23 protein-coding genes and 1 tRNA gene are annotated in these 23,441 nt (G+C 67.5%); 15 read left to right on the forward strand and 9 right to left on the reverse strand.

Features of this window, described 5'->3' with window-relative positions:
• Positions 1-111 precede the first annotated feature (111 nt).
• The 4 genes from RXV79_RS09440 (at position 112) to RXV79_RS09455 (ending at position 2,802) form a co-directional block, all read left to right on the forward strand.
• Positions 112-1,017: an aspartyl/asparaginyl beta-hydroxylase domain-containing protein gene (locus RXV79_RS09440; RefSeq protein ID WP_316703175.1), complete on the forward strand. Its 906-nt coding sequence runs from the start codon at positions 112-114 to the stop codon at positions 1,015-1,017.
• 80 nt (positions 1,018-1,097) lie between these two features.
• Positions 1,098-1,724: an acyltransferase gene (locus RXV79_RS09445; RefSeq protein WP_316703176.1), complete on the forward strand. Its 627-nt coding sequence runs from the start codon at positions 1,098-1,100 to the stop codon at positions 1,722-1,724.
• 54 nt (positions 1,725-1,778) lie between these two features.
• Positions 1,779-1,852 (forward strand) — tRNA-Gly (locus RXV79_RS09450).
• Positions 1,853-1,920: 68 nt separating this feature from the next.
• A complete protein-coding gene (locus tag RXV79_RS09455; protein ID WP_316703177.1) occupies positions 1,921-2,802 on the forward strand; it encodes a GGDEF domain-containing protein in 882 nt (293 codons plus the stop codon).
• 1 nt (position 2,803) lies between these two features.
• On the opposite strand, the gene RXV79_RS09460 is transcribed toward RXV79_RS09455, so the two are convergent.
• Positions 2,804-4,285, reverse strand: coding sequence for an NAD-dependent succinate-semialdehyde dehydrogenase (locus RXV79_RS09460; RefSeq protein ID WP_316703178.1), 1,482 nt, complete (start codon positions 4,283-4,285; stop codon positions 2,804-2,806).
• A gap of 153 nt (positions 4,286-4,438) precedes the next feature.
• Here RXV79_RS09460 and alaS point away from each other — a divergent pair, with 153 nt between their 5' ends.
• The 4 genes from alaS to dut all read left to right on the forward strand — a co-directional run bounded on the left by alaS (position 4,439) and on the right by dut (position 9,454).
• Positions 4,439-7,066, forward strand: a complete 2,628-nt coding sequence (gene alaS / locus RXV79_RS09465) for an alanine--tRNA ligase (RefSeq protein WP_316703179.1) — start codon at positions 4,439-4,441, stop codon at positions 7,064-7,066.
• Positions 7,067-7,164: 98 nt separating this feature from the next.
• The gene (locus RXV79_RS09470; protein WP_316703180.1) at positions 7,165-7,764 is read left to right on the forward strand and encodes an NMCC_0638 family (lipo)protein; all 600 of its coding nucleotides are present in this window, start codon (positions 7,165-7,167) and stop codon (positions 7,762-7,764) included.
• Between the two features lie 23 nt (positions 7,765-7,787).
• Positions 7,788-9,008, forward strand: a complete 1,221-nt coding sequence (coaBC, locus tag RXV79_RS09475; RefSeq protein WP_316703181.1) for a bifunctional phosphopantothenoylcysteine decarboxylase/phosphopantothenate--cysteine ligase CoaBC — start codon at positions 7,788-7,790, stop codon at positions 9,006-9,008.
• Positions 9,005-9,454, forward strand: a complete 450-nt coding sequence (gene dut / locus RXV79_RS09480; RefSeq protein WP_316703182.1) for a dUTP diphosphatase — start codon at positions 9,005-9,007, stop codon at positions 9,452-9,454. The genes coaBC and dut overlap by 4 nt, the downstream gene beginning before the upstream one ends.
• Positions 9,455-9,457: 3 nt before the next feature.
• Here the strand turns inward: dut and RXV79_RS09485 are convergent, their stop codons facing one another.
• The gene (locus RXV79_RS09485) at positions 9,458-9,979 is read right to left on the reverse strand and encodes an FKBP-type peptidyl-prolyl cis-trans isomerase (RefSeq protein ID WP_316703183.1); all 522 of its coding nucleotides are present in this window, start codon (positions 9,977-9,979) and stop codon (positions 9,458-9,460) included.
• 25 nt (positions 9,980-10,004) lie between these two features.
• On the opposite strand from RXV79_RS09485, the gene RXV79_RS09490 reads away from it, so the two are divergent.
• The 3 genes from RXV79_RS09490 to RXV79_RS09500 all read left to right on the forward strand — a co-directional run bounded on the left by RXV79_RS09490 (position 10,005) and on the right by RXV79_RS09500 (position 11,990).
• Positions 10,005-11,129 (forward strand): JmjC domain-containing protein, encoded by a 1,125-nt coding sequence (locus RXV79_RS09490; protein WP_316703184.1) that lies wholly within the window; start codon positions 10,005-10,007, stop codon positions 11,127-11,129.
• 10 nt (positions 11,130-11,139) lie between these two features.
• Positions 11,140-11,631: a hypothetical protein gene (locus RXV79_RS09495; protein ID WP_316703185.1), complete on the forward strand. Its 492-nt coding sequence runs from the start codon at positions 11,140-11,142 to the stop codon at positions 11,629-11,631.
• Between the two features lie 140 nt (positions 11,632-11,771).
• The gene (locus RXV79_RS09500) at positions 11,772-11,990 is read left to right on the forward strand and encodes a hypothetical protein (RefSeq protein WP_316703186.1); all 219 of its coding nucleotides are present in this window, start codon (positions 11,772-11,774) and stop codon (positions 11,988-11,990) included.
• 59 nt (positions 11,991-12,049) lie between these two features.
• Here the strand turns inward: RXV79_RS09500 and RXV79_RS09505 are convergent, their stop codons facing one another.
• The 7 genes from RXV79_RS09505 to RXV79_RS09535 form a co-directional block, all read right to left on the reverse strand.
• On the reverse strand, positions 12,050-12,826 hold the full coding sequence (locus RXV79_RS09505) for an MBL fold metallo-hydrolase (protein ID WP_316704057.1): 777 nt from the start codon (positions 12,824-12,826) through the stop codon (positions 12,050-12,052).
• A gap of 34 nt (positions 12,827-12,860) precedes the next feature.
• On the reverse strand, positions 12,861-14,000 hold the full coding sequence (bamC, locus tag RXV79_RS09510; protein WP_316703187.1) for an NlpB/DapX family lipoprotein: 1,140 nt from the start codon (positions 13,998-14,000) through the stop codon (positions 12,861-12,863).
• A 93-nt stretch (positions 14,001-14,093) separates the two neighbouring features.
• Positions 14,094-14,975 (reverse strand): 4-hydroxy-tetrahydrodipicolinate synthase, encoded by an 882-nt coding sequence (gene dapA / locus RXV79_RS09515; protein WP_316703188.1) that lies wholly within the window; start codon positions 14,973-14,975, stop codon positions 14,094-14,096.
• Between the two features lie 25 nt (positions 14,976-15,000).
• Positions 15,001-15,561, reverse strand: coding sequence for a class I SAM-dependent methyltransferase (locus tag RXV79_RS09520; RefSeq protein WP_316703189.1), 561 nt, complete (start codon positions 15,559-15,561; stop codon positions 15,001-15,003).
• Positions 15,558-16,364 (reverse strand): SDR family oxidoreductase, encoded by an 807-nt coding sequence (locus tag RXV79_RS09525; protein WP_316703190.1) that lies wholly within the window; start codon positions 16,362-16,364, stop codon positions 15,558-15,560. The genes RXV79_RS09520 and RXV79_RS09525 overlap by 4 nt, the downstream gene beginning before the upstream one ends.
• 7 nt (positions 16,365-16,371) lie before the next feature.
• Positions 16,372-16,497 carry a hypothetical protein gene (locus RXV79_RS09530; protein WP_316703191.1) on the reverse strand — a complete coding sequence of 42 codons (126 nt, stop codon included), beginning with the start codon at positions 16,495-16,497 and terminating at the stop codon, positions 16,372-16,374.
• 3 nt (positions 16,498-16,500) lie between these two features.
• On the reverse strand, positions 16,501-17,727 hold the full coding sequence (locus RXV79_RS09535; protein ID WP_316703192.1) for an MFS transporter: 1,227 nt from the start codon (positions 17,725-17,727) through the stop codon (positions 16,501-16,503).
• A 60-nt stretch (positions 17,728-17,787) separates the two neighbouring features.
• Here RXV79_RS09535 and RXV79_RS09540 point away from each other — a divergent pair, with 60 nt between their 5' ends.
• From RXV79_RS09540 to parC, 4 genes are read left to right on the forward strand one after another with little or no spacing between them, the layout of a single operon-like run.
• Positions 17,788-19,761 (forward strand): DNA topoisomerase IV subunit B, encoded by a 1,974-nt coding sequence (locus RXV79_RS09540; RefSeq protein WP_316703193.1) that lies wholly within the window; start codon positions 17,788-17,790, stop codon positions 19,759-19,761.
• Between the two features lie 39 nt (positions 19,762-19,800).
• A complete protein-coding gene (locus RXV79_RS09545) occupies positions 19,801-20,433 on the forward strand; it encodes a hypothetical protein (RefSeq protein ID WP_316703194.1) in 633 nt (210 codons plus the stop codon).
• A 4-nt stretch (positions 20,434-20,437) separates the two neighbouring features.
• Complete coding sequence (locus RXV79_RS09550; protein ID WP_316703195.1) at positions 20,438-21,130, forward strand: lytic transglycosylase domain-containing protein; 693 nt, start codon at positions 20,438-20,440, stop codon at positions 21,128-21,130.
• A gap of 1 nt (position 21,131) precedes the next feature.
• Positions 21,132-23,435: a DNA topoisomerase IV subunit A gene (parC, locus tag RXV79_RS09555; protein WP_316703196.1), complete on the forward strand. Its 2,304-nt coding sequence runs from the start codon at positions 21,132-21,134 to the stop codon at positions 23,433-23,435.
• Positions 23,436-23,441: the final 6 nt, after the last annotated feature.

Genomic DNA, 23,441 nt, shown 5'->3' on the forward strand with positions numbered 1-23,441 from the left:
GCGCTCGCCCGTGCGATCCCGGTCGGGAGTGCGGGCTTGTATCGAGCGGGCGCGTTGCGCAAAGCCCGAGCGCCTGCTCACTATTGACGCTGCTGCCTAGAATCCGCGCCCATGCTGCTTCGACATTGGGTGCTTCTGACTTTCGTGGCGTCGGCCCTGTATGCGCACCTGCGCGGGCGCGAGCGGTTCGAGCTCAAGCGTGCGCTCGACTTCACCATCCTCCTGGCGCCGATCAACGCGCTGATGTACCTGTTCTCGCGCGTGCGGGCCTCGGCCTTCCTCGACACCCGCGACTTTCCTGAACTCGCCCCGCTGGCCGCACACTGGCAGACCATCCGCGACGAGGCCTTGCGCTTGCAGGAAAACGGCCAGATCCGCGCGGCCACCGGCTACAACGACATCGGCTTCAACTCGTTCTTCCGCACGGGCTGGAAGCGCTTCTACCTCAGCTGGTACGGCAAGGACATGCCGTCGGCCCAGGCACAGTGCCCGCAGACGGTGGCGCTGCTCAAGAGCATTCCGAGCATCAAGGCGGCGATGTTCGCGTCGTTGCCACCGGGCGCGCGCCTCACCCGCCACCGCGACCCGTATGCGGGCTCGCTGCGATACCACCTGGGCCTGGCGACGCCGAACGACCCGGGGTGCTACATCGAAGTCGATGGCCAGCGCTACCACTGGCGCGATGGCGAGGCGGTGATGTTCGACGAGACCTACATCCACCACGCCGAGAACACCACCGTGCAGCAGCGCGTGGTGCTCTTCTGCGACGTCGAGCGGCCCTTGCACTCAAGGGCGATGCGCTGGTTCAACCGCGTGTTCGCGAAGTACGTCATGGCCGCGGCGTCGAGCCAGAACGTCGAGACCGAGGCCGAGACGGTCGGCGCGATCAACCGCTTCTTCCGCTACCTCTATGCGCTGCGCCTGAAGGCCAAGGCGCTGAAGGCGTCAAACCGCAGGCTCTATTACGTGGGCAAATGGGCGCTGATCGCGGCGCTGGTGTGGTTGCTGTTCTGGTGAGGCTCGAGCGGCCCGCCGACGCATAACGATGATCGTTTTGCTTCGTTGGACGCATTGCGGTGCCTCTCTAGCATGTGGCCATGATCAAGATCCTTCGCCGCGTGCTGCGCCACCTTGCCCTCGAACATGGACTGCTGGCCGGGCTCTGGCTGCGCTTCGGAAAGCCGTCCAACCATGACAACGCGCTGTACCTCGGGCGCTGGGGCGGGCTGCATTCGGTCGGCCGCAACACGACCATCACCAAGGGCGCGGTGTTCACCGATCCGTCCTACGTGCGCATCGGCCACAACTGCGGCATCTCGGAGGCCACTTTCATCGGGCACGACGGTTCGATCCGGGTGCTGAACAACGCCTACGGCGTGCGTCTCGATGCGGTCGGCAAGATCGACGTGCGCGACAACTCGTTCATCGGCTATGGCGCGATCATCATGCCCGGCGTGACCATCGGGCCGAACTCGGTGGTGGGGGCGGGCGCGGTGGTCACGAAAGACGTACCGCCCAACACCGTGGTCGGTGCCGGCCCCACCCGCACGCTCATGAGCACCGAAGAGCTGGTGCAGCGCAAGCTCACCAAGGCGCGCAGCTACCCGTGGTACCCGCTCATCGAGCAGCGCGTGGGCGACTTCGACCCGAGACTGGAGCCCGAGTTGTTGCGTCAGCGCGTGGCGAGCTTCTACGGCCCCGACGCAGCACTCCCTGTGCGCTGACGAAGCCGGGAGCGGCCCGCTGGCCGACTGCCACGCTAGAATCCGCGCCACATCGCGGGTGTAGTTCAATGGTAGAACGGCAGCTTCCCAAGCTTCATACGAGGGTTCGATTCCCTTCACCCGCTCCACTTTCCGTCTGGCAGGGCCGCTTTTGCGGCCCTTGTCGTTGGGGCCCCCAGTCGCTGGAGAGCCGGGCATGACCGAGAAGCTGCTTCGTATCGTGTGGGTCGACCGGCCCGAGGTCTCGGTGTTCGACCTGCCTGAGACGAGCGTGTGGGGCCCGTTCACGGCGACCTCCGTGGTCGACCTCGGCGCCCAGTCCTCGCACGACGCGATCGCCAGTGCCGAGGCCGCGCTGCTGTGCCTGCCCTCCGGGGCGAAGGCGGCGCCCATCCCCTGGGCGGCCCTGTCGGCGGTGAGTGCCGACGCGGCGGTGCTGGTTCTGGCCGACACGATGGATGGCGCCACGCAGCAGCGGCTGCTCAACACGGGCGTGCAAGACGTGGTGCTGCAGCCCGATGCGGCGTCGCTCGCGCAGCGTGTGCGCCTGGCCGTGCAACGCAAGCAGGTCGAGCTGGAAGCCCGCAAGGCTTACGCCACCGACCTCGGCACCGGGCTGCCCAACCGGCAGCAGCTGATCGAGCACATGAGCCAGCTGCTCGCGCTGCGCGAGCGCGAGCCCAAGCCGGTGAGCGTGCTGGCCTTCCGCATCGAGGGCCTGCAGGGCGTGGAGAGCGGGCATGGCGTGGAGTCGGCCAACGTCGTGCGCCGCAAGATCGCGGTGCGTCTGCGGGCCGGCGTGCGCGCGAGCGACGTGGTGGCCTCCCTCGGTGGTGACGTGTTCGCGGTGCTGCTGCCGTCCACCGAATCGGCCACCGATGCCGAGTACGTGGTGCAGAAGCTCCTTCGCTCGCTGCGCGACCCGTTCAAGATCGCGGGGACCGAGGTGCCGATCACCGCACACGTGGGCGTGGCGCAGTACCCCGACGACGGCAAGCAGCCCGAGCCGCTGCTGCGGCACGCCTCGACTGGCGCCTTGCTCGGCGCCTACGGGATGAAGGATTCGGCGAACGAGTGATTCACTTGTTGATGTCGCCCAGGCAGAGGTACTTGATCTCGACGTAGTCGTCGATGCCGTGATGGGAGCCTTCGCGGCCCAGGCCTGACTGCTTCACGCCACCAAATGGCACTTCGGCCGTCGAGATGAGCCCGGTGTTGATGCCCACCATGCCGTATTCCAATGCTTCGCCCACGCGGAAGATGCGGCCCACGTCGCGACTGTAGAAGTAGCTCGCGAGGCCGAACTCGGTGTTGTTGGCTGCGGCGATCGCCTCAGCCTCGGTCTTGAAGCGGAATACGGGAGCCACCGGGCCGAAGGTTTCTTCCCGGGCGCAGAGCATGTCGCTCGTCGCGTTGGCGATCACGGTCGGCTCGTAAAAGCGGTCGCCGATCTTCTTGCCGCCGGTCAGCACCTTGCCGCCCTTCGCGGTGGCGTCGGCCACGTGCTTCTCCACCTTGGCGATGGCTGCGTCATCGATCAGCGGGCCTTGCGTCACGCCGGGCTCGAAGCCGTTGCCGACCTTGATGCTCTTTGCCTTCTCGGTGAGCTTGGCGATGAAGGCCTCGTACACGCCGTCCTGCACATAGAGCCGGTTGGCGCAGACGCAGGTCTGGCCGGCGTTGCGGTACTTGCTGGCAAGCGCACCTTCGGCCGCGCTGTCGAGGTCGGCATCGTCGAACACGATGAAGGGCGCGTTGCCGCCGAGTTCGAGCGAAAGCTTTTTGATCGTCGGCGCGCATTGCGCCGCGAGGATGCGGCCCACTTCGGTGGAGCCGGTGAAGGAGAGGTGGCGCACGATGTCGTTCGCGCACAGTTCCTTGCCGACCTCGATGGAATTGCGGCCATCGGCGGTGACGACGTTGAGCACCCCAGGCGGCATGCCGGCACGCTGTGCCAGTTCGGCCACGGCCAGCGCCGACAGCGGCGTCTGCTCGGCCGGCTTGATGACCACGGGGCAGCCCGCCGCCAGCGCCGGTGCCACCTTGCGTGTGATCATCGCGATCGGGAAATTCCACGGCGTGATGGCCGCACACACGCCCATGCTCTGCTTGATGACGAGGTAGCGCTTGTTGTTGTCGGTGGTGGGCACGGTTTCGCCGTAGACACGGCGGGCTTCCTCCGCAAACCACTCGATGAAGCTCGCGCCGTATCCCACTTCCCCCTTGGCCTCGGCGAGCGGCTTGCCTTGCTCGGCCGTCATGATGCGGGCCAGGTCGTCGGCGTGCTGATGCAGCAGGTGGAACCACTTCATCATGACCGTGGCGCGCTCCTTGGCGGTCTTGCTGCGCCAGAGCGGCCAGGCGGCGTTGGCCGCCTCCAGCGCCTTGCGGGTTTCGATGGCGCCGAGGTTCGCCACGTCGACCAGCTTCTGCCCCGTGGCCGGGTCCACCACGTCGAAACGGGCGTTGCCGCCGTCGACCCATTCGCCATTGATGAGGGCATTGCTCCTGAGCAGGCTCTGGTCGGCGAGCTGGGCGAGGGGTGAGGCGTTTCGGTCCATGGTTGATGTCTCCGGGTGAGGCTCGGACCATGATAAGGCGCACGGCCTGGCATCTCCCCGTGCGGGGCTTCGCCAGAGGGGCGCCACCTATAATCGCGACCCCCGGTAAATCAAGCACTTACCGCGGGTTCCTCCCCCGAGAAAGCGATTGGCATGAAAGCCTCTGAAATCCGTTCGCAGTTCCTGAAGTTCTTCGAGTCCAAGGGCCACACCATCGTGGGTTCCAGCCCCGTGGTCCCGGGCGACGACCCGACGCTGCTGTTCACCAACGCCGGGATGAACCAGTTCAAGGACGTCTTCCTCGGCTTCGACAAGCGCCCCTACACCCGCGCCACCACCTCGCAGAAGTGCATTCGCGCTGGCGGCAAGCACAACGACCTCGACAACGTGGGCTACACCGCACGCCACCACACGTTCTTCGAGATGCTGGGCAACTTCAGCTTCGGTGACTACTTCAAGCACGACGCCATCCAGTACGCCTGGGAGCTCCTGACCAAGGTCTACAAGCTGCCGGCCGAAAAACTCTGGGTCACCGTCTATGCCGAAGACGACGAGGCCTACGACATCTGGAACAAGGTGGTGGGCGTGCCGGCCGAGCGCATCGTGCGCATTGGCGACAACAAAGGCGCGCGCTACGCCTCCGACAACTTCTGGATGATGGGCGACACCGGCCCCTGCGGCCCGTGCACCGAGATCTTCTACGACCACGGCCCCGACGTGGCCGGCGGCCCCCCGGGCAGCCCCGATGAAGACGGCGACCGCTACATCGAGATCTGGAACAACGTCTTCATGCAGTTCAACCGCACCGAAGACGGCGTGATGCACAAGCTGCCTAAGCCGAGCGTCGACACCGGCATGGGCCTTGAGCGCATCACTGCGGTGCTGCAGCATGTGCACAGCAACTACGAGATCGACCTCTTCGTGGCGCTGCTCGCTGCCGCGCACAAGGCGGTCGAAGGCGCGGGCGGCAAGGACGTCGACCCGGCCTCGCCCAGCCTGAAGGTGATCGCCGACCACATCCGCGCCTGCACCTTCACCGTGGTCGACGGGGTGATCCCCGGCAACGCGGGCCGCGGCTATGTGCTGCGCCGCATTGCCCGCCGTGCCATCCGCCACGGCTACAAGCTGGGAGCGCGTAAGCCCTTCTTCTACTCGCTGGTGCCGGCGCTGGTCGAGCAGATGGGCGAGGCCTACCCTGAGCTGCGCGCCGGTGCCGCCCGCGCGACCGAAGTGCTGAAGCAGGAAGAAGAGCGCTTCTTCCAGACCATCGAGCGCGGCATGGAGATCCTCGAGACCGCGCTGGCCGCGAAGCCCGCCGTGCTCGATGGCGACACCGCCTTCAAGCTGCACGACACCTATGGCTTCCCGGTCGACCTGACCGGCGACGTGTGCCGTGAGCGCGGCCTGAAGGTCGACGAGGCGCGCTTCCACGTGCTGCTGGAAGAGCAGAAGCAACGCGCTCGCGAGGCCGGCAAGTTCAAGATGGCGCAGGGCCTCGAATACAAGGGCGCGCCCACCACCTTCCACGGCTACGAAGAACTGGCCCATGAAGGCGCGAAGGTCACGGCGGTCTACGTTGACGGCAGCGCCGTCGAGGTGGCCCGCGCGGGCGACGATGTGGTCATCGTGCTCGACCACACGCCGTTCTACGCCGAGAGCGGCGGCCAGGTGGGCGACGCGGGCGAGTTCCGCAACGCGACCACGCGCGTGGTCATCGACGACACGCTGAAGATCCAGGCCGACGTGTTCGGCCACCACGGCCGCATTGCCGAGGGCGAGGTCAAGGTGGGTGACGCCTTCACCGTCAAGGTGGATGTCGAGCGCCGTGCCAGGACCGTGCGCAACCACAGCGCCACCCACCTGATGCACAAGGCCCTGCGCGAGGTGCTGGGCGGCCACGTGCAGCAGAAGGGCTCGCTGGTCAACGCCGACCGCACTCGCTTCGATTTCGCGCACACCGGGCCGTTGACCGAGGAGCAGATCGCCAAGGTCGAGGCCATCGTCAATGCCGAGATCCTGGCCAATGCCGGCGCCAGCGCCGAGGTGATGGCGCTCGACGATGCGCAGAAGAGCGGGGCGATGATGCTCTTCGGCGAGAAGTACGGCGACACCGTGCGCGTGCTGAGCATCGGCAGCAGCAAGGAGCTGTGCGGCGGCACGCACGTGGGCCGCACCGGCGACATCGGCCTCTTCAAGATCGTGGGCGAGGGTGGCGTGGCCGCGGGGATCCGTCGTGTCGAGGCGGTGACCGGCGACAACGCACTGGCCTACCTGCGCAACCTCGAGCACACGGTGAACGGCCTGGCCGGCTCGCTGAAAGTCTCGCCGCAAGACGTGCCATCCCGCGTGGCCAGCGTGCTCGACCAGGTGCGCGCGCTCGAGAAGGAAGTGGCGGCGTTGAAGGGCAAGCTCGCTTCGTCCCAGGGCGATGAGCTGCTCGCCAAGGCCGTCGACGTGAAGGGCCTCAAGGTGCTGGCCGCCACGCTCGAAGGCGCTGACGCCAAGGCGCTGCGCGAGACGATGGACAAGCTGAAGGACAAGCTCAAGAGCGCGGCCATCGTGCTGGCGGCGGTCGAAGGCGGCAAGGTCCAGATCGCTGCGGGCGTCACGCCTGACAGCGTCGCGAAGGTCAAGGCTGGCGAGCTCGTCAACTTCGTCGCCCAGCAGGTGGGTGGCAAGGGCGGCGGCAAGCCCGACATGGCGATGGCCGGTGGCACCGACCCGAAGAACCTCGGGGCGGCATTGGCATCGGTGCAGGGCTGGGTGGCCGAGCGGATGTGAGACCGCGGCGTTTGACACCACCGCTTGCAAGCTGATGAAAACGCCCGCTCCATGAGCGGGCGTTTTCGTTTCATCATCGGAGCCAAAGGAGACTTGGCATGAGGTGTGTCATGGGTGTGATGGTGTGGGGCTGGGTGGGCGTGGTGTCGGCGCAGCAGAACCCCGAGCGTCTGTCGGCGTGGGCCACTCCGCAGGGCGCGGCACGCATCTTCGTGCAGGCGTGCGTGCAGACGAATGCGGAAGAGGGCGCCGCCGTCGACTGGGCGCTGTCGCAAGGTTTCGAGCCGGTGGACCCGATGCGCGGCAGCATGGATGGCTTGCTTGCCGGCCAACCGGGCAGCGTGTTGGCTGCCCCTGGCACTCGCGGCCAAGTGCTGCTGGCGGCGGCGACGGGCCGCCAGTGCACCGTGTGGGCCGAGCAGATGCCCGGGCCGCCGGTGCGCACGGCGATGCAAGAGGCTCTGGGCGTGCTGTCGACCCGCGGCGCCAAAGTGCAGCTCGGCGTCGACCGCAACTTCGAGCGGGCCGGGGCCTGGCGCAACCAGCTGCAATGGCGCTATCGGGCAGTCGGGGCCACTGGCGATCTCGGCATCGGCGCCATCACCACCCTGGGCGATGCGCCCGGCACGCAGGGCCTCAACGTGGCGCCTCTGCCGACCACGCCCGCCTTCGCCCCCGACGGAATTCCCGCGCGGTAGCCGCCCGCCATAATCTCGCCCACATGAGCACACCCCTCGACTTGCAAGGCCGACACATCGTTCTCGGCCTGAGCGGCGGCATCGCCTGCTACAAGAGCGCCGAGCTGGCGCGCGGCCTCGTCAAGGCCGGCGCGACGGTGCAGGTCGTGATGAGCGAAGCCGCGGAGCAGTTCATCACCGCTGTCACGATGCAGGCGCTGACGAATCGCCACGTCTACACCAGCCAGTGGGACACGCGCGAGCCCAATGCCATGGCGCACATCAACCTGACGCGCAATGCCGACGCGGTGCTGATCGCGCCGGCCAGCGCCGACCTGATGGCCAAGCTCGTGCAGGGCCGCGCCGACGAGCTGCTGAGCCTCATGTGCCTGGCGCGCCCCATCGAGCGCTGCCCCTTGCTGCTGGCCCCGGCGATGAACCGCGAGATGTGGGCGCACCCGGCCACGCAGCGCAACGCCGCGCAGCTTCGGGCCGACGGCGCCACCATCCTCGGGCCCGGCAACGGCGACCAGGCCTGCGGCGAGATCGGCGACGGCCGCATGCTCGAGCCCGACGAACTGGTGGCCGAACTGACGGCGTTCTTCGTGCCCAAGAATTTTCGCGGCCACCGATTGCTGATCACCGCCGGCCCGACCTTCGAGCCGATCGACCCCGTGCGCGGCATCACGAATCTGTCGAGCGGCAAGATGGGTTTTGCCATCGCACGCGCAGCCCAGGAAGCCGGTGCCGAGGTCACCCTGGTGGCCGGCCCGGTGCACCTGCCTACGCCGCGCGGCGTGCAGCGCATCGATGTGCAGACCGCGCAGCAGATGTACGACGTGGTGCTGCCGCAAGCGCCGCAGCACTCGGTGTTCATCGCCACCGCTGCCGTGGCCGACTGGCGGCCCGCAAGCCTCTCCGATCAGAAGATCAAGAAGAACGGCAACAAGGTCGCGCCGACCTTCGAGCTGACCGAGAACCCCGACATCCTGGCCGCTGTGGCCCGGCTGCCGAAGCGCCCTTATTGCGTGGGCTTTGCGGCCGAGAGCCACGACCTGCTCAAGCACGCCCGCGAGAAGCTCGAGCGCAAGAACGTGCCGCTGGTCGTGGGCAACCTCGGCCCGGCCACCTTCGGCCGCGACGACAACCAGCTCGTTCTCGTCGATGCACAAGGCCACCGCGAATTGCCACGCGCCGACAAACTTTCCCTCGCCCGTGCGCTGGTCAACGAGATTGCCCAGCGCCTCCACGCCAAATCCGCATGACCACGATCGACTTGAAAGTGCTCGACGCCCGCATGGCCGAGCAGCTGCCCGCCTATGCCACCGCCGGGAGTGCCGGTCTCGACCTGCGCGCCTGCCTCGATGCGCCCCTGGTGCTGGAGCCGGGCCAGACGCAACTGATTCCGACGGGCCTCGCCATCCACGTGGCCGACCCGGGCCTTGCGGCCATCATCCTTCCGCGCTCCGGCCTCGGCCACAAGCACGGCATCGTGCTCGGCAACCTGGTTGGCCTGATCGACTCCGACTACCAGGGCCAGTTGATGGTGAGCTGCTGGAACCGCGGCCACGCCACGTTCACCATCCAGCCGATGGAGCGCATCGCACAACTCGTGATCGTGCCGGTGGTGCAGGCGAAGTTCAACGTGGTCGACGAGTTCGGCGCGTCGGACCGTGGGACCGGTGGCTTCGGATCCACCGGCAAGCACTGACGGTCAGTGCAGGTCTGAGCCGCCCGGTGCGGAGTGCAGGATGCTGATGCCGGGCTCGCTCACGCTCCCGGCTTCAATCTCGTCTTCGGTCGCTTCGCGCACGTCGCGCACCGTCACGTCGAGCCGCAGCGCAATGCCGGCCAGCGGGTGGTTGCCGTCGAGCACCACGTGTTCGGGGTACACCTCGGTCACGGTGTAGATCGCGTCGGCCGGAAGGCCTTCGGTGGTGGCGCCTTCGGGCGGGCCTTCGAACTGCATGCCGGGCTGGAGCTTGTCGTCGAACACCGAGGCCGGCTCGAAGAACACGAGCTCAGGGTTGTACTCGCCGAACGCGTGTTCGGGCTCGAGGTGCAGCTGGGTCTGGAATCCGACTTCCTGCCCGTCGAGGGCTTCCTCGACCTTGGCGAGCAGGTCGTCGCCCCCGAAAAAGAACTCGACCGGCGCGGTGAGTTCGTCGATCAACTGGCCTTGGGCATCTTCGAGTCGCCACACGAGGCTGACGACGCAGGGGGCGGAAATGAGCATCGGGCAATGATCGCACAATGACCCCATGACCATCACCGAACCGATGACGCTGCTGGGCGGTTTGTCGCCCGCGAAATTCATGCGCCGCCACTGGCAAAAGCGGCCATTGCTGATCCGCCAGGCGGTGCCGAACCTCACCTCGTTCGTGAGCCGCGCCGAGCTGTTTGGGCTTGCCGGGCAGGAGGGCGTGGAGTCGCGTGTGATCGCGCACACGGGCAAGGCGTGGACGCTCAAGCACGGGCCATTTGCGCGCCGCGCGCTTCCCCCCGTGTCCCGGCCCGCGTGGACGCTGCTGGTCCAGGGTCTCGACACCCACCTCGATGCGGCGAACGAATTGCTCTTGCGTTTCCGCTTCGTGCCCGATGCGCGGCTCGACGACGTGATGGTGTCGTGGGCGAGCGACGGTGGCGGGGTCGGACCGCATGTCGATTCCTACGACGTGTTCCTGCTGCAGATCCACGGCAAGCGCCGCTGGCGCATCGCACCACCGGGGGACGCGACGCTGGTCGAGGGCGTGCCGCTCAAGATCCTCAAGCACTTTGCCCCGCAGGACGATTGGGTGCTCGAACCCGGCGACATGCTGTACCTGCCGCCCGGTTGGGGGCATGACGGAGTCGCGGTCGGCGAGTGCATGACCGCCTCGATCGGCTTTCGCGCCGCTGGCCGTGCCGAGCTGCGCGACGAGGTGCTGCAGCGCATGCTGGATGCCAGCGAGCGGCCCGACCCGGACCCGCTGTACCGCGACCCGAAGCAGCCGGCCACGCAGCAGCCGGCGCTCATTCCCGCCGCACTGCGCGATTTCGCCGCGCGCGAGGTCGCCCGCTGGCTCGCCGAGCCGCGCGCCCTGGCTTGCGCGCTGGGCGAAGTGCTGAGCGAGCCCAAGCCGTCGGTGTGGTTCGACGCGGGCCAGGCATTGGCCTCGGGGCAGGGCGTGCGCCTGGATCGCCGCACACGGATGTTGTATGACGAGCGTCATGTCTTCATCAACGGCGATGCCTTCCGCGCTGCCGGCCGTGATGCAACGCTGATGCGTCGCCTCGCCGACGAGCGCACCCTGCCGGCCGCCCGGGTTGCAGCCCTGAGCGACGACGCCCGAGAATTGCTCGACCAGTGGGCGCAAGCCGGCTGGCTGCATTCGCTTCCCGACTGAAAGGCCAGCCATGGACGACCTGCCGACCTCTCGCATCATCACGTCGCGATCGGAGTTTCACGACGCCTTGAAAGAGGCCTTCGCCTTCGTGGCGGACAAAGGGTGCCGCGAGGTGTTCATCGCCGACCCCAACTTCGCCGACTGGCCGCTGAGCGATCGTGCGGTGATCGAGAACCTCTCGCGCTGGGCCTTCACGCACCGCAAGCTCACGGTGCTGGCCGAGAGCTTCGACGAGTTCCCGCGGCGTCACCCGCGCTGGGTGGAGTGGCGGCGGCAGTGGGCGCACGTCGTCGAGTGCCGCGCGGTGGACGAGGCCGACATCGGCCAGATGAGCGGCCTCTTCCTCGCGCCGGGTCTCATGACGCTGCGTGTGCTCGACGCCGAGCACTACCGTGCGAGCCTGTCGTTCGACCCCACCGATGGCACCCGGATACGCGATGCGCTTGATGCGCTTTTGCAACGGTCCGAGGAGGCCTTTCCTGTCACCACTTTGGGGCTCTAGGGATGTCCCTAACAGCGGATATACTCATGGGCTGGCGTGGAGATGCTCGAGCGTTTCTCGCCTGATACGTTGGGGATCTGCCAGGACGGAGGGTTCCCACAATTACCGGTAATTGTTTGAACCTTTCACTGAGGACAAGTATGAAAAAGTCGCTTCTGATGGCTTCTCTGGTTGCTGCTGTTGCTCTGGCCGCTTGCGGCAAGAAGGAAGAGCCCGCTGCTGCTCCGGCCGCTCCGGCTGCTGCCCCTGCCACCCCGGCCCCGGCTGCTGCTGCTTCTGACGCTGCTTCGGCTGCTGCTACCGCTGCTGTTGCTGCTTCTGACGCTGCTTCGGCTGCCGCCACTGCTGCCAGCAAGTAATCGGTTCTCCGATTCTGAGAAAGCCGCCTTCGGGCGGCTTTTTCATGGCTGCGCAAGACTCAAAGCGCGAGCCAGTCGAACCCCAGCGCTGGATCGGCGACGACGATTTCCGCAGGCGTGCCGCCGAAGACCGCAGCCAGGGCCGCCTGCGCCAAGTCCGGCCGGTTGTTGCGCTCGCTGAGGTGTGCAGCCACCAGGTGCTTCAGGCCGGCGTGCATGCAACCGGCGAGGATCTCCGCCGAGGTGTCGTTGGCAAGATGACCCAACCGCCCGCCGATTCGGGCCTTCAGCGATGCGGGGTAGGCCGAGTTCGCCAGCAGCGTGCGGTCGTGGTTGCACTCGAGCAGCAGCGCCTCGCAACGTTGGAGCTGCGCCAGCAGATGTGGCGTGGCGCAACCGGCGTCGGTCAGCACCCCCAGGCACACCGCGCCATCGCTGGCGCGAAGCTGCAGCGGCTCGTGCGCATCATGCGGCACGGTGTAGGGCGTGAGTTCCAGGTCGCCCAGCCGGATCGGGCTCAGGTCGCGGGCGAAGTGGAGCAGGCCGTCGGGCAGCTCGGGCTGGCCGATGGCGCGCCAAGTGCCGCGGCTCGTCCACACCGGCACCTGGTGCTTGCGGGCGAGGTGGAAGGCGCAGCCAACATGATCGCCATGCTCATGGGTCACGAACACCGCATCGATGTCGCCTGCGGTGAGGCCGCGCACGGTCAGTCGGCGCTCCAGCTCACGCAGGGAAAAGCCGCAATCGACCAGCACCCGAGTGGTCGTGATGCCGGCACTGGCCTCGATCAGCGTCGCATTGCCCGAGCTGCCGCTGCCGAGGCTGCAGAAGCGCATCATCCCGGCACGCCTGCGACTGTCCCCGAGCGGCTTACTTCAGGTCGTCGACCAGCAGCTTGACGATGCGTTGGCCGGCGTCGCCGTTTTCCGGCTGGCCCTTGGCGTCGTACACCGACACGGTGCTGACCTCGCCTTCGGCCTTCACGTTGACGCGATAGCGGATGGGGCCGCTCAGCTTGGCATCGGTGAAGAGCCGGGCGAAGAAGCCGGGTTCCTCCTTGCCGGCCTGGGCCGGGTCGACGTAGCGCACGAAGTAGAGGCCTTGCGCACGGTCGCGGTCTTCCACCGTGAAGCCACTGCGGTCGAGCGCGAGGCCGACACGGCGCCAGGCGCGGTCGAAGCTCTCGTCGAGCTGTAGGGTGGCGGCCGGGCGGCCGGTCAGGGTGCGGGCGCGGGCGGCGGTGCTGGCGGTCGACGTCGCCGCAGCCTGCGCCATCGCGGCCTTGGCCACCTCAGCCTTGGCGCCGAGCTTGATCATCAGGCGCGACAGCATCTCGCCTTCGAGCGTGGGGTCGCTCGGGCGCGGCTTCCAGGTGGTCTGGTCCTTCAGCTGGCTGGAATAGACCTCTTCCATGCCGCGGTGGGAGATGTAGATGTCAGTGCCCCGCTCGCTGCGCTCGACGCGGGTGCGGTACTTGTCGCGCTCGCCGGTGTCGTAGAGCGAGTCGAACACCTTGCCGATGGTTTTGCGGATGATGTCGTCCGACAACTTCGCGCGGTTCTCGGCCCACACGGTTTCCATCACGCCAACATCGGGCTGGTCGACGGTGAGCGCGAGGCCACGTTCCTTCCAGAACTCCTGCAGCTGCGGCCAGAGCTGGTCGGTCGGGATGTTGGTGCTGAGGAAGCGCAGGTTGCCCTGGCGCTCCAGGCGCACGTCACCGAGCGCGGTGGGCGCCACCTGGTTCGTGACCGGGGCGGATGCGGCCACGCCGGGCGCCTGCAGCTGCGCGGCGCTGATGACGCCCGCGGTCGGGGCATAGCGCGGGTCGACGGCGAGCTGGGTCAGGTCGGGCGGGACTTCGAGCGGCGTGGCCTTGGTCTTGGCCGTGCGGTAGTCGACCTTGTCACCGGAGACTGCGCTGTCGAGCGCGGAGCAGGCGGTCAGGGTGCACAGCAGGGCTGTGGCGGTGGCCAGCGAACTGAGGGGAACACGAATCACGTTGAACATCTCCGTAGGGAGCGGGCCGGGCCGGTAGGGCCGTGGAGCCGTGGGTGACAGGGGAATGAATGCCGCGCCCGGGTCACAGGCGGCGGCCTCGGCTCACAACAGACCCGCTTCCCGCAGTGCTTGTTCCACGGCGGACTGGCCGGCCGGGCTCAAAGGCAGGATGGGCAGGCGCACGGTGGCCCCGCAGCGGCCCAGGCGCGACAAGGCCCACTTGGTGGGCGTCGGGCTGGATTCGACGAAAAGATTCTTGTGCAGGCCGAGCAGCTTGAGGTGGATGGCCGTGGCCTCGCGCACCTGGCCGGCCAGCGCCGCCTTGCAGAGCTCGTGCATCGCGCGCGGCGCCACGTTGGCGGTGACGCTCACGTTGCCGTGGCCGCCCAGCAGCATCAGCGCAACGGCGGTCGGGTCGTCGCCGGAATAGATCGAGAAGCCCTTCGGCGCATGCTTGATCAGCTGGCAGGCGCGCTCGATGTTGCCGGTCGCTTCCTTGATGCCGATGACGCCCGGCACCTGCGCCAGCTTGAGCGTGGTCTCGGGCAGCATGTCGGCCACCGTGCGGCCGGGCACGTTGTACAGCACCATCGGCACGTCGACCGCTTCGGCGATGGCCTTGAAGTGCGCGTAGATGCCGTCCTGCGAAGGCTTGTTGTAGTACGGCACGACCGAAAGCGTGCAATCGGCGCCCACCTCCTTGGCGAAGCGCGAGAGTTCGATCGCCTCACGGGTGGAGTTGCCGCCGGTGCCGGCCATGATGGGCACACGGCCCTTGGCGTGCTGAACGGCCACTCGGATGATCTCGCAATGCTCTTCGACCGACACCGTCGGCGATTCGCCGGTGGTGCCAACCACGCCGATGCAATCGGTGCCTTCGGCGATGTGCCAGTCGATCAGGCTGCGCAGGCCGTCGTAGTCGACGCTGCCGTCTTCCTGCATGGGCGTGACGAGCGCCACGATGCTGCCAACGATGGGTTTCATGGGGATTCCTCGGAATCCGGGGATTTTAGCCGCCCGACGCCCCCGGCCCGGACGTCAGCAGATGGCGTGGATGAGGGTCACTTGCGCTTGCCGACCGCAGGGCCGTGATGCGCTGCACGAAGCGCTCGGGGGCATCGAGAAAGCCGTCTTCATAGGCGACGACGCGCAGGCCGTTTGCGGCCCTCAGCAACTCGCCCGGCTGCAGCAGGAAATCGGGCCGTGACGGCTTGCCGACCGTCTGGTTGCCGTCGGCGAAAGTCTCGTAGATCAGCACGCCGCCTTCGGCCACGCTGCCGACAAGCGTGGGCAGGAGGGAGCGCCAGAGGTAGTTGGTGACGACGACGGCATCGAAGCGGCGGCCATCGAACGGCCACGGGCCATCTTCGATGTCTGCGACGACCACCTCGGCCATCGAACGCAAGGGTTCCACGGCGGCGGCATCGCGATCCACCGCGGTGACGCGACAAGCGCGCTGCGCGAACCAGCGCACATGCCGCCCCGAGCCGCACGCCACGTCGAGCACCGTGGCACCCGAAGGCAGCAGGTGCGACCAGCGCTGCACCCAGGGAGACACCGCCAGCGTCATTGCGGTCGGGCGTGCTGGTTCAGCGCCTTGAGCGCGAGCGAATCCACCAGGCCCGGCACCAGCAGCTTCAGCCAGCGGCCGAGCTTGCCCTTGGCCGTCATCACCACCTCGCGGCGGCGCGAGTCGGTGCCGTCGATGATGAGCCGGGCGCAGGTCTCGACGCTCATCGCGCCGCGCTCGTCGAGCCCGCTCTGGCCTGCCGCCTGGCCGTCGGCCTTGAAGCCGCGGTAGCGGATCTCGGTGGCCACGACGCCCGGGTAGGCGAGGGTGACGCTCACCCCGGCCGTGGACAGCTCGGTGCGCAGTGCCTCGAAGAAGCCGGTCATCGCAAACTTGGTCGAGCAATAGGCGGTGCGCCCCGGCACGCCCACCAGCCCGGCGAGGCTCGAGACGGCCACGATGCGCCCTTTCGCTGCCTTGAGATGCGGCAGCGCTGCGTGGGTGCACCACACGCTGCCCCAGTGGTTGATGCGCATCAGCGTCTCGTACCAGGCGAGGTCGGCCACCTCGCTGAGGAGCGCCTGCGCCGACATGCCGGCGTTGTTGACGAGTGTGTCGAGCCGGCCGAAGGTGTTGAGCGTGGCGGTGACGAGCGCCTCGCAGTCGGCCTGAACGCCCACGTCGCAGCGCTGCACCAGCACATGCGCGCTGTGCTGCCGGCATTGCGCCGCGACCTCGTTGAGCTTGTCGACGTTGCGCGCGGCCAGCACGAGCGCCTGTTGCGAGCCGCCGCGTTGCGCCCACTGGCGCGCCATCTCCGCGCCGATGCCCTCGGAGGCGCCGGTGATCACGATCACGTTCATGGTGTGTTCAGAAACAGTTCCAGAGCTGGTTCGCGAGTGTGAACGCGAGATCGGGCCGCAGGTAGGCGGCAAACACCGACAGCAGCACCACGGAGGCGGTGCCCCAGAGTGCGAGTCGCTTGCCGCGGGTCATGGCTCAGGCCGTGGCGGGCGCGCGGCGCACGATGGCCGACTCGCGCACCGGCAGGTTCACGATGGCCGCGAAGATGCCGAGTGCCACCGCGATCCACCACACCACGTCGTAGCTGCCGGTCGTGTCGTAGAGCTTGCCGCCCAGCCACACGCCGAGGAAGGAGCCGACCTGGTGGCTCAGGAAGACGAAGCCGCCCAGCATGGACATGTATTGCACGCCGAAGATCTGGGCAATCACCGCGTTGGTCGGTGGGACCGTCGACAACCAGAGGAAGCCCATGACGGAGGCGAAGATGTACACGCTCCACGGCGTGAGCGGCACGCTGAGGAAGATCACGATGGCCACCGAGCGCAGCGCATAGATCGACGAAAGGATGTACTTCTTCTGCATGCGCTGGCCCAGTGAGCCGGCGGCATAGGTGCCGAAGACGTTGAAGAGGCCGATGAGCGCGAGCGCGGTCGTCGCGACGTTGGGTGTGAGGCCGTTGTCTTTCAGGTAGCTCGGCATGTGCACACCGATGAACACCACCTGGAAGCCACACACGAAGTAGCCGGCCATCAACAACTGGAAGCTCGGGTAGCTGAACGCCTCGCGCAGCGCATGGCCGATGCTCTGGTGATGCGCGCCAGCCTGTGGCGTGGCCTTGGGTTCCTTCAGGCCGAAGGCCAGCGGCGCGATGGCCAGTGCCAGGCAGCCGAGCAGGAAGAGCGCGTTCTGCCAGCCAAAGCTGCCGATCAGCCAGTTCTCCACCGGCACCATCAGGAACTGGCCGAACGAGCCGGCCGCCGCGGCGACACCCATCGCCCAGCTGCGCTTTTCGGGCGCCACGTTGCGGCCGATCACGCCGTAGACCACCGCATAGGTGGTGCCCGACTGCGCCATGCCGAGGATGAGGCCTGCGCTGCCGGTGAAGGCCAGGCCCGAGGTCGACACCGCCATCAGCACCAGCCCCGCCGCGTAGAGCAAGCTCCCTACGATGAGCACTCGAAACGCGCCAAAGCGGTCGGCCAGCATGCCGGCGAACGGCCCGGCCAGGCCCCAGGCCAGGTTCTGGATGGCGAGCGCGAACGCGAAGGTCTCGCGCGACCAGCCGCGGTCCATCGTGATCGGCTGCAGCCACAGCCCGAAGCCGTGGCGGATGCCCATCGAGAGCGTGACGATCAGCGCGCCGCACAGCAGCACCTGTTTCATGGAGAGCGGGGCGGGCGGCGTGGCGGCAATGGCGGTCATCGGGGCACTGTAGCCATTTCAATGGGGCCTTGCTGGGGACACTCCTAGAATCCGCCGCCTATGGCCACCAAACCCAGCGACAACTACGGCGAAGCGTCGATCCGCGTGCTCAAGGGCCTGGAGCCCGTGAAGCAGCGGCCGGGCATGTACACCCGCACCGACAACCCGCTGCACATCATCCAGGAAGTCATCGACAACGCGGCCGACGAGGCGCTCGCCGGCTACGGCAAGCGGATCGACGTCACGCTGCACATCGACACCTCGGTCAGCGTGCAGGACGACGGCCGAGGCATCCCCTTCGGCAAGCACCCGGAAGAGAAGGTGCCGGTCGTCGAGATCGTGTTCACGCGGTTGCACGCCGGCGGCAAGTTCGACAAGGGCTCGGGCGGCGCCTACAGCTTCTCCGGCGGCTTGCACGGCGTGGGCGTGAGCGTGACCAACGCGCTCGCCAAGCGGCTCGAAGTGCACGTGTGGCGCGAAGGCCAGGTGGCCAGCATCACCTTCTCGGGTGGCGACGTGATCGAGCCGCTCAAGGTTCGCAAGGCCACGAACGCCGACCGCAAGTCGGGCACCACGGTGCGCGCCTGGCCCGATGCCAAGTATTTCGAGAGCGCCGACTTCCCCAAGCCCGAGCTGATTCACCTGCTGCGCAGCAAGGCGGTGCTGATGCCCGGCGTGACGGTCACGCTCACGATCGAAAAGACCGGCGAGGTGCTCACCTGGACGTACAAGGGCGGCCTGCGCGACTACCTGATGCAGACGCTGCCGGCCGACCCGGTGATCCCGCTCTTCGAAGGCGAGCACTACGCCGACAAGGGCGAGACCGAGAACTTCGCCGAAGGCGAGGGCGCCGCCTGGTGCGTGGCCTTCACCGAAGACGGCTCGCCGATGCGCGAGAGCTACGTCAACCTCATCCCCACGGTGAACGGCGGCACCCACGAGTCGGGCCTGAAGGACGGCCTCTTCGGCGCGGTGAAGGGCTTCATCGAGTTGCACAGCCTCCTGCCCAAGGGCGTGAAGCTGATGCCCGAAGACGTGTTCTCGCGGGCGAGCTTCGTGCTGAGCGCCAAGGTGCTCGACCCGCAGTTCCAGGGCCAGATCAAGGAGCGGCTCAACAGCCGCGACGCGCTGCGGCTCGTGTCCACCTATGTGAAGCCGGCGCTGGAGCTGTGGCTCAACCAGCACGTGGACCTTGGCAAGAAACTCGCCGAGCTCGTCATCAAGCAGGCGCAGACGCGCCAGCGAGCGAGCCAGAAGGTCGAGAAGCGCAAGGGCTCGGGCGTGGCCGTGCTGCCGGGCAAGCTCACCGATTGCGAGAACCGCGACCTCACGCTCAACGAACTCTTCCTCGTCGAGGGCGACTCGGCCGGCGGCAGCGCCAAGATGGGCCGCAACAAGGAGACCCAAGCCGTGCTGCCGCTGCGGGGCAAGGTGCTCAACGCGTGGGAAGTGGAGCGCGACCGCCTCTTCGCCAACAACGAGATCCACGACATCTCGGTCGCCGTCGGCGTCGACCCGCACGGGCCGAACGACGAGGTCGACCTCTCCGGCCTGCGCTACGGCAAGGTCTGCATCCTGTCGGACGCCGACGTCGACGGCTCGCACATCCAGGTGCTGCTGTTGACGCTCTTCTTCCGCCACTTTCCGAAGCTCATCGAAAAGGGCCATGTGTACGTGGCCAAGCCGCCGCTCTTCCGCGTCGATGCACCGGCCCGCGGCAAGAAGCCGGCTGCGAAGATCTATGCGCTCGACGAAGGCGAGCTCACCGCCACGCTCGACAAGCTGCGCAAGGAAGGCGCGAAGGAAAACAGCTGGACCATCGGCCGCTTCAAGGGCCTGGGCGAAATGAACGCCGAGCAGCTGTGGGACACCACGCTGAACCCCGACACCCGTCGCCTGCTGCAGGTGAACTACGGCGTACTCGACTTCGGCGCCACCACCGATTCGCTGACCAAGCTCATGGGCAAGGGTGAAGCCGCGGCGCGCCGCGAGCTGATGGAGCTGCATGGCGACGACGTCGAAGTCGACGTCTGACGCCCGCCGACAAGATTCCACAACAAAAGGGAGGGTGTCATGAACAAGGATGCGATCAAGCCGCTGCTGGGCACGGGCCTGCAGTACATCGGCGAGGTGGTGAAGTGCGGCGCTGCGGGCGTATTCGTGAGCGGTGCGGTGTTGCTCGGGCTCGTCATGGCGCTGCCCGCGGGTGCCGGCGTGAATGTGCTGGCGATCGTGGGCTGCCTGCTCGCGCTCGTGCTCTACGTCGTGGCCGGGCATCAGCGCGGCGTGATGCGCGTGCTGAGCCAGCTCACGCAGTCGCATGGTGGGCTGCTGTTCGACCAGACCCTGGGGCGTTTCATCCAGATCACCGAAAGCAAGCGCCCCGGCACCGTGGCCGGCCTGTTGGGTACGCCGGGCCGGCTGGCGGCGGCATTCCGCCAGTTCCTCGGCAACGACGAGTCGAAGATCCCGGGCCCGCTGCGCCGGCTGGGCGCACGCTATGTCGACAAGCTCGACCAGAGCCTCGCCGAAAGCGGCCCCAGCGATGCGGTGGTCGGCGGCCAGCTGCGCGAAGAAGCGCTGCGCTCCTGGGCGGTGCAGCGCATGAGCGAGCAGGTGGCGCCGGGCTGGACGCTCTTTTCCATCGTGGCCGTGGCCCAGCTCGTCTTCGCCGTCGGTCTGTGGTGGTGGGCCACACGGGCATGAGCCGATGAACCGCGCCTGGTGCTTCGCCGCGATGGTCAGCATGCCCCTGGCATGCCAGGCGGAGCTCTGGGGCTTTGTCGACGGCAACGGCGTGGCGCACGTGTCGCCGGTGCAGGTCGACTCGCGCTACCACCTCGTGCTGGGCAACGCCGCGAGTGGCGAGCGTGTGCCGGGCAAGAGCGATGGGGCCGGCGGCCTGCTCACCTGGCTCGACTTCGCGCCCGAGGTGAAGTCGCTGCAGGCCCTCTTGCGTGACGCCTCGAAGACGCACGGCGTCGACATCGAATTGCTGAAGGCCATCATCGCCGTCGAGTCGGGCTTCAAGCCGAACGCCGTCTCGCCGCGCGGCGCGGTTGGGCTGATGCAGATCATGCCGGTGGGCAGCACGCCCGCGGCGCGTGCCGAGGAAGCTCAGCGCCTGCTCGACCCGAAGCACAACATCCAGACCGGCGCGCGGATGCTGTCGAAGCTGATGCACCGCTTCGGCCGCATCGACGTGGCGCTCGCCGCGTGGAACGCGGGCGTCGGCACGGTGATGAAACATGGCGGCGGCATGCCGCCGATTGCCGAGACCCAGGCGCATGTGCACCTGGTGCTCGAACTCTATTGGGCGCTGCTGCAGAACAAGATGCCGCGCGGCGCCCGCGAATTGCAGATGCACGGGCCGGCCACCGCATCGGCCCCGACACCGAACTGACATGAGCCCAGACGACACCACCGCCAACCCCGATGCCATCACGCTCGCGCACTATGCCGAGCGGGCTTACCTCGAATACGCACTCAGCGTGGTGAAGGGCCGCGCGCTGCCCGACGTGTGTGACGGCCAGAAGCCCGTGCAGCGCCGCATCCTCTACGCGATGGAGCGCATGGGCCTGAGCTTCACCGGCACTGCCGGCGCGCGCCCCGTGAAGAGCGCGCGCGTGGTGGGCGATGTGCTCGGCAAGTACCACCCGCACGGCGACCAGGCGGCGTATGACGCGATGGTGCGCATGGCGCAGGACTTCTCGCAGCGCTATCCGCTGGTCGACGGCCAGGGCAACTTCGGTTCGCGCGACGGCGACGGCGCGGCGGCCATGCGCTACACCGAAGCGCGGCTCGCACCCATCTCGCGGCTGCTGCTCGACGAGCTGGATGAGGGCACCGTGGACTTCGCGCCCAACTACGACGGATCGGAGCAGGAGCCCAAGCAACTGCCGGCGCGCCTGCCGTTCGTGCTGCTCAACGGCGCGAGCGGCATCGCGGTGGGCCTTGCGACCGAAGTGCCCTCGCACAACCTGCGCGAAGTGGCGGCGGCGGCGGTCGCGATGATCCGCAACGACAAGCTCAACGACGATGAGCTGGCGGCCCTCATCCCCGGCCCCGACTACGCGGGCGGCGGCCAGATCATCAGTGACGCGGGTGACATCCGCGCCGCCTACGCCACCGGCCGCGGCAGCCTCAAGGTGCGGGCGCGCTGGAAGATCGAAGACCTCGCGCGCGGCCAGTGGCAGCTCGTGGTGACCGAGCTGCCGCCCGGCACCAGCAGCCAGAAGGTGCTCGAAGAGATCGAGGAGCTGACCAATCCGAAGGTCAAGGCCGGCAAGAAGGCGCTCGCCGCCGAGCAGGTGCAGCTCAAGACGACGGTGCTGTCGGTGCTCGACGCGGTGCGCGACGAAGCCAGCAAGGACGCCCCGGTGCGCCTCGTCTTCGAACCCAAGACCTCCCGCATCAGCCAGGAGGAATTGATCCAGACGCTGCTCGCCCACACGAGCCTGGAAACGTCTGCCCCCATCAACCTCACAATGATCGGCGCCGACGGCCGGCCCACGCAGAAGAGCCTGCGCCAGATGCTGGCCGAGTGGGTGGCCTTCCGCGCCGAGACGGTGCAGCGGCGCTCGCAGTTCCGGCTCGACAAGGTGCTGGCGCGCATCCACATCCTCGAGGGCCGGCAGCTCGTGCTGCTCAACATCGACGAGGTGATCCGCATCATTCGTCACTCGGACGAGCCGAAGCCGGCGCTGATCGAGCGTTTCAAGCTGAGCGAGATCCAGGCCGAAGACATCCTCGAAATCCGCCTGCGTCAATTGGCGCGGCTGGAGGCCATCAAGATCGAGCAGCAGCTGAAGGAGCTGCGCGAAGAGCAAGGCAAGCTCGAAGACATCCTCAACTCGCCGGCCACGCTCAAGCGCACGCTCATCAAGGAGATCGAGGGCGACGCCAAGCAATACGGCGACGACCGCCGGACGCTGATCCAGGCCGAGAAGAAGGCGGTCGCCGAGATCAAGGTGGTCGACGAGCCGGTGACGGTGGTGGTGAGCTTGAAGGGCTGGGTACGCGCGCTGAAGGGCCACGAGGTCGACGCGGCGGCGCTGGCGTTCAAGGCGGGCGATGGCTTGTATGGCGTGTTCCCGTGTCGCACGGTCGACTCGCTGCTGGTCTTCGGCAGCAATGGCCGTGTCTATTCCACGGCCGTGGCGCAACTGCCGGGCGGCCGCGGCGATGGCCAGCCGATCACGACGCTCATCGAACTCGAGTCGGGCACGCAGCCGCTGCACTACTTCGCGGCGGCGCCCGATACGACCTTGCTGCTGTCGAACACCGGTGGCTTCGGCTTGCTGGCGCAAGTGGGCGACATGGTGAGCCGCCAGCGTGGCGGCAAGAGCTTCCTCACGCTCGAAGCCGACGACAAGGTGTTGCCACCCGTGCCGCTGGTGACGGGGCACTCGCAGGTGGTGTGCCTGTCGATGAGCGGCCGCCTGCTGGCCTTCCCGCTGCAGGAGCTGAAGCTGCAACCCAAGGGCGGGCGCGGCCTCACGCTGATGGACGTGGATGCGAAAGACCCGCTGGTGTCGGTGGCGAGTTGCGCCAACGGCGTGAAGGTGCTGGGCACCGGCCGTGGCGGCAAGGCCAAGGAAGAAGAGCTGAAGGGCGCCTCGCTCGCCGTCTATGCCGGCAAGCGCGCACGCAAGGGCAAGACGCTCGACGCGGGGATGAAGCCGCATCGGGTATTGAGCCTGGGGTAAAAACGA

Origin of the sequence: Piscinibacter gummiphilus, from assembly GCF_032681285.1 — a bacterium.
Classification (GTDB): domain Bacteria; phylum Pseudomonadota; class Gammaproteobacteria; order Burkholderiales; family Burkholderiaceae_C; genus Rhizobacter; species Rhizobacter gummiphilus_A.

Bases quoted from the DNA above. Each gene is read 5' to 3' on its own strand.
- RXV79_RS09485 (WP_316703183.1), bottom strand. From the start codon at position 9,979: ATGCTCATTTCCGCCCCCTGCGTCGTCAGCCTCGTGTGGCGACTCGAA.
- alaS (WP_316703179.1), top strand. From the start codon at position 4,439: ATGAAAGCCTCTGAAATCCGTTCGCAGTTCCTGAAGTTCTTCGAGTCC.
- dut (WP_316703182.1), top strand. From the start codon at position 9,005: ATGACCACGATCGACTTGAAAGTGCTCGACGCCCGCATGGCCGAGCAG.
- RXV79_RS09545 (WP_316703194.1), top strand. From the start codon at position 19,801: ATGAACAAGGATGCGATCAAGCCGCTGCTGGGCACGGGCCTGCAGTAC.
- RXV79_RS09495 (WP_316703185.1), top strand. From the start codon at position 11,140: ATGGACGACCTGCCGACCTCTCGCATCATCACGTCGCGATCGGAGTTT.
- bamC (WP_316703187.1), bottom strand. From the start codon at position 14,000: ATGTTCAACGTGATTCGTGTTCCCCTCAGTTCGCTGGCCACCGCCACA.
- RXV79_RS09520 (WP_316703189.1), bottom strand. From the start codon at position 15,561: ATGACGCTGGCGGTGTCTCCCTGGGTGCAGCGCTGGTCGCACCTGCTG.
- RXV79_RS09540 (WP_316703193.1), top strand. From the start codon at position 17,788: ATGGCCACCAAACCCAGCGACAACTACGGCGAAGCGTCGATCCGCGTG.
- RXV79_RS09550 (WP_316703195.1), top strand. From the start codon at position 20,438: ATGAACCGCGCCTGGTGCTTCGCCGCGATGGTCAGCATGCCCCTGGCA.
- RXV79_RS09490 (WP_316703184.1), top strand. From the start codon at position 10,005: ATGACCATCACCGAACCGATGACGCTGCTGGGCGGTTTGTCGCCCGCG.
- dapA (WP_316703188.1), bottom strand. From the start codon at position 14,975: ATGAAACCCATCGTTGGCAGCATCGTGGCGCTCGTCACGCCCATGCAG.
- coaBC (WP_316703181.1), top strand. From the start codon at position 7,788: ATGAGCACACCCCTCGACTTGCAAGGCCGACACATCGTTCTCGGCCTG.
- RXV79_RS09500 (WP_316703186.1), top strand. From the start codon at position 11,772: ATGAAAAAGTCGCTTCTGATGGCTTCTCTGGTTGCTGCTGTTGCTCTG.
- RXV79_RS09440 (WP_316703175.1), top strand. From the start codon at position 112: ATGCTGCTTCGACATTGGGTGCTTCTGACTTTCGTGGCGTCGGCCCTG.
- parC (WP_316703196.1), top strand. From the start codon at position 21,132: ATGAGCCCAGACGACACCACCGCCAACCCCGATGCCATCACGCTCGCG.
- RXV79_RS09455 (WP_316703177.1), top strand. From the start codon at position 1,921: ATGACCGAGAAGCTGCTTCGTATCGTGTGGGTCGACCGGCCCGAGGTC.
- RXV79_RS09470 (WP_316703180.1), top strand. From the start codon at position 7,165: ATGAGGTGTGTCATGGGTGTGATGGTGTGGGGCTGGGTGGGCGTGGTG.
- RXV79_RS09525 (WP_316703190.1), bottom strand. From the start codon at position 16,364: ATGAACGTGATCGTGATCACCGGCGCCTCCGAGGGCATCGGCGCGGAG.
- RXV79_RS09445 (WP_316703176.1), top strand. From the start codon at position 1,098: ATGATCAAGATCCTTCGCCGCGTGCTGCGCCACCTTGCCCTCGAACAT.
- RXV79_RS09530 (WP_316703191.1), bottom strand. From the start codon at position 16,497: ATGACCCGCGGCAAGCGACTCGCACTCTGGGGCACCGCCTCCGTGGTG.
- RXV79_RS09505 (WP_316704057.1), bottom strand. From the start codon at position 12,826: ATGCGCTTCTGCAGCCTCGGCAGCGGCAGCTCGGGCAATGCGACGCTG.
- RXV79_RS09535 (WP_316703192.1), bottom strand. From the start codon at position 17,727: ATGACCGCCATTGCCGCCACGCCGCCCGCCCCGCTCTCCATGAAACAG.
- RXV79_RS09460 (WP_316703178.1), bottom strand. From the start codon at position 4,285: ATGGACCGAAACGCCTCACCCCTCGCCCAGCTCGCCGACCAGAGCCTG.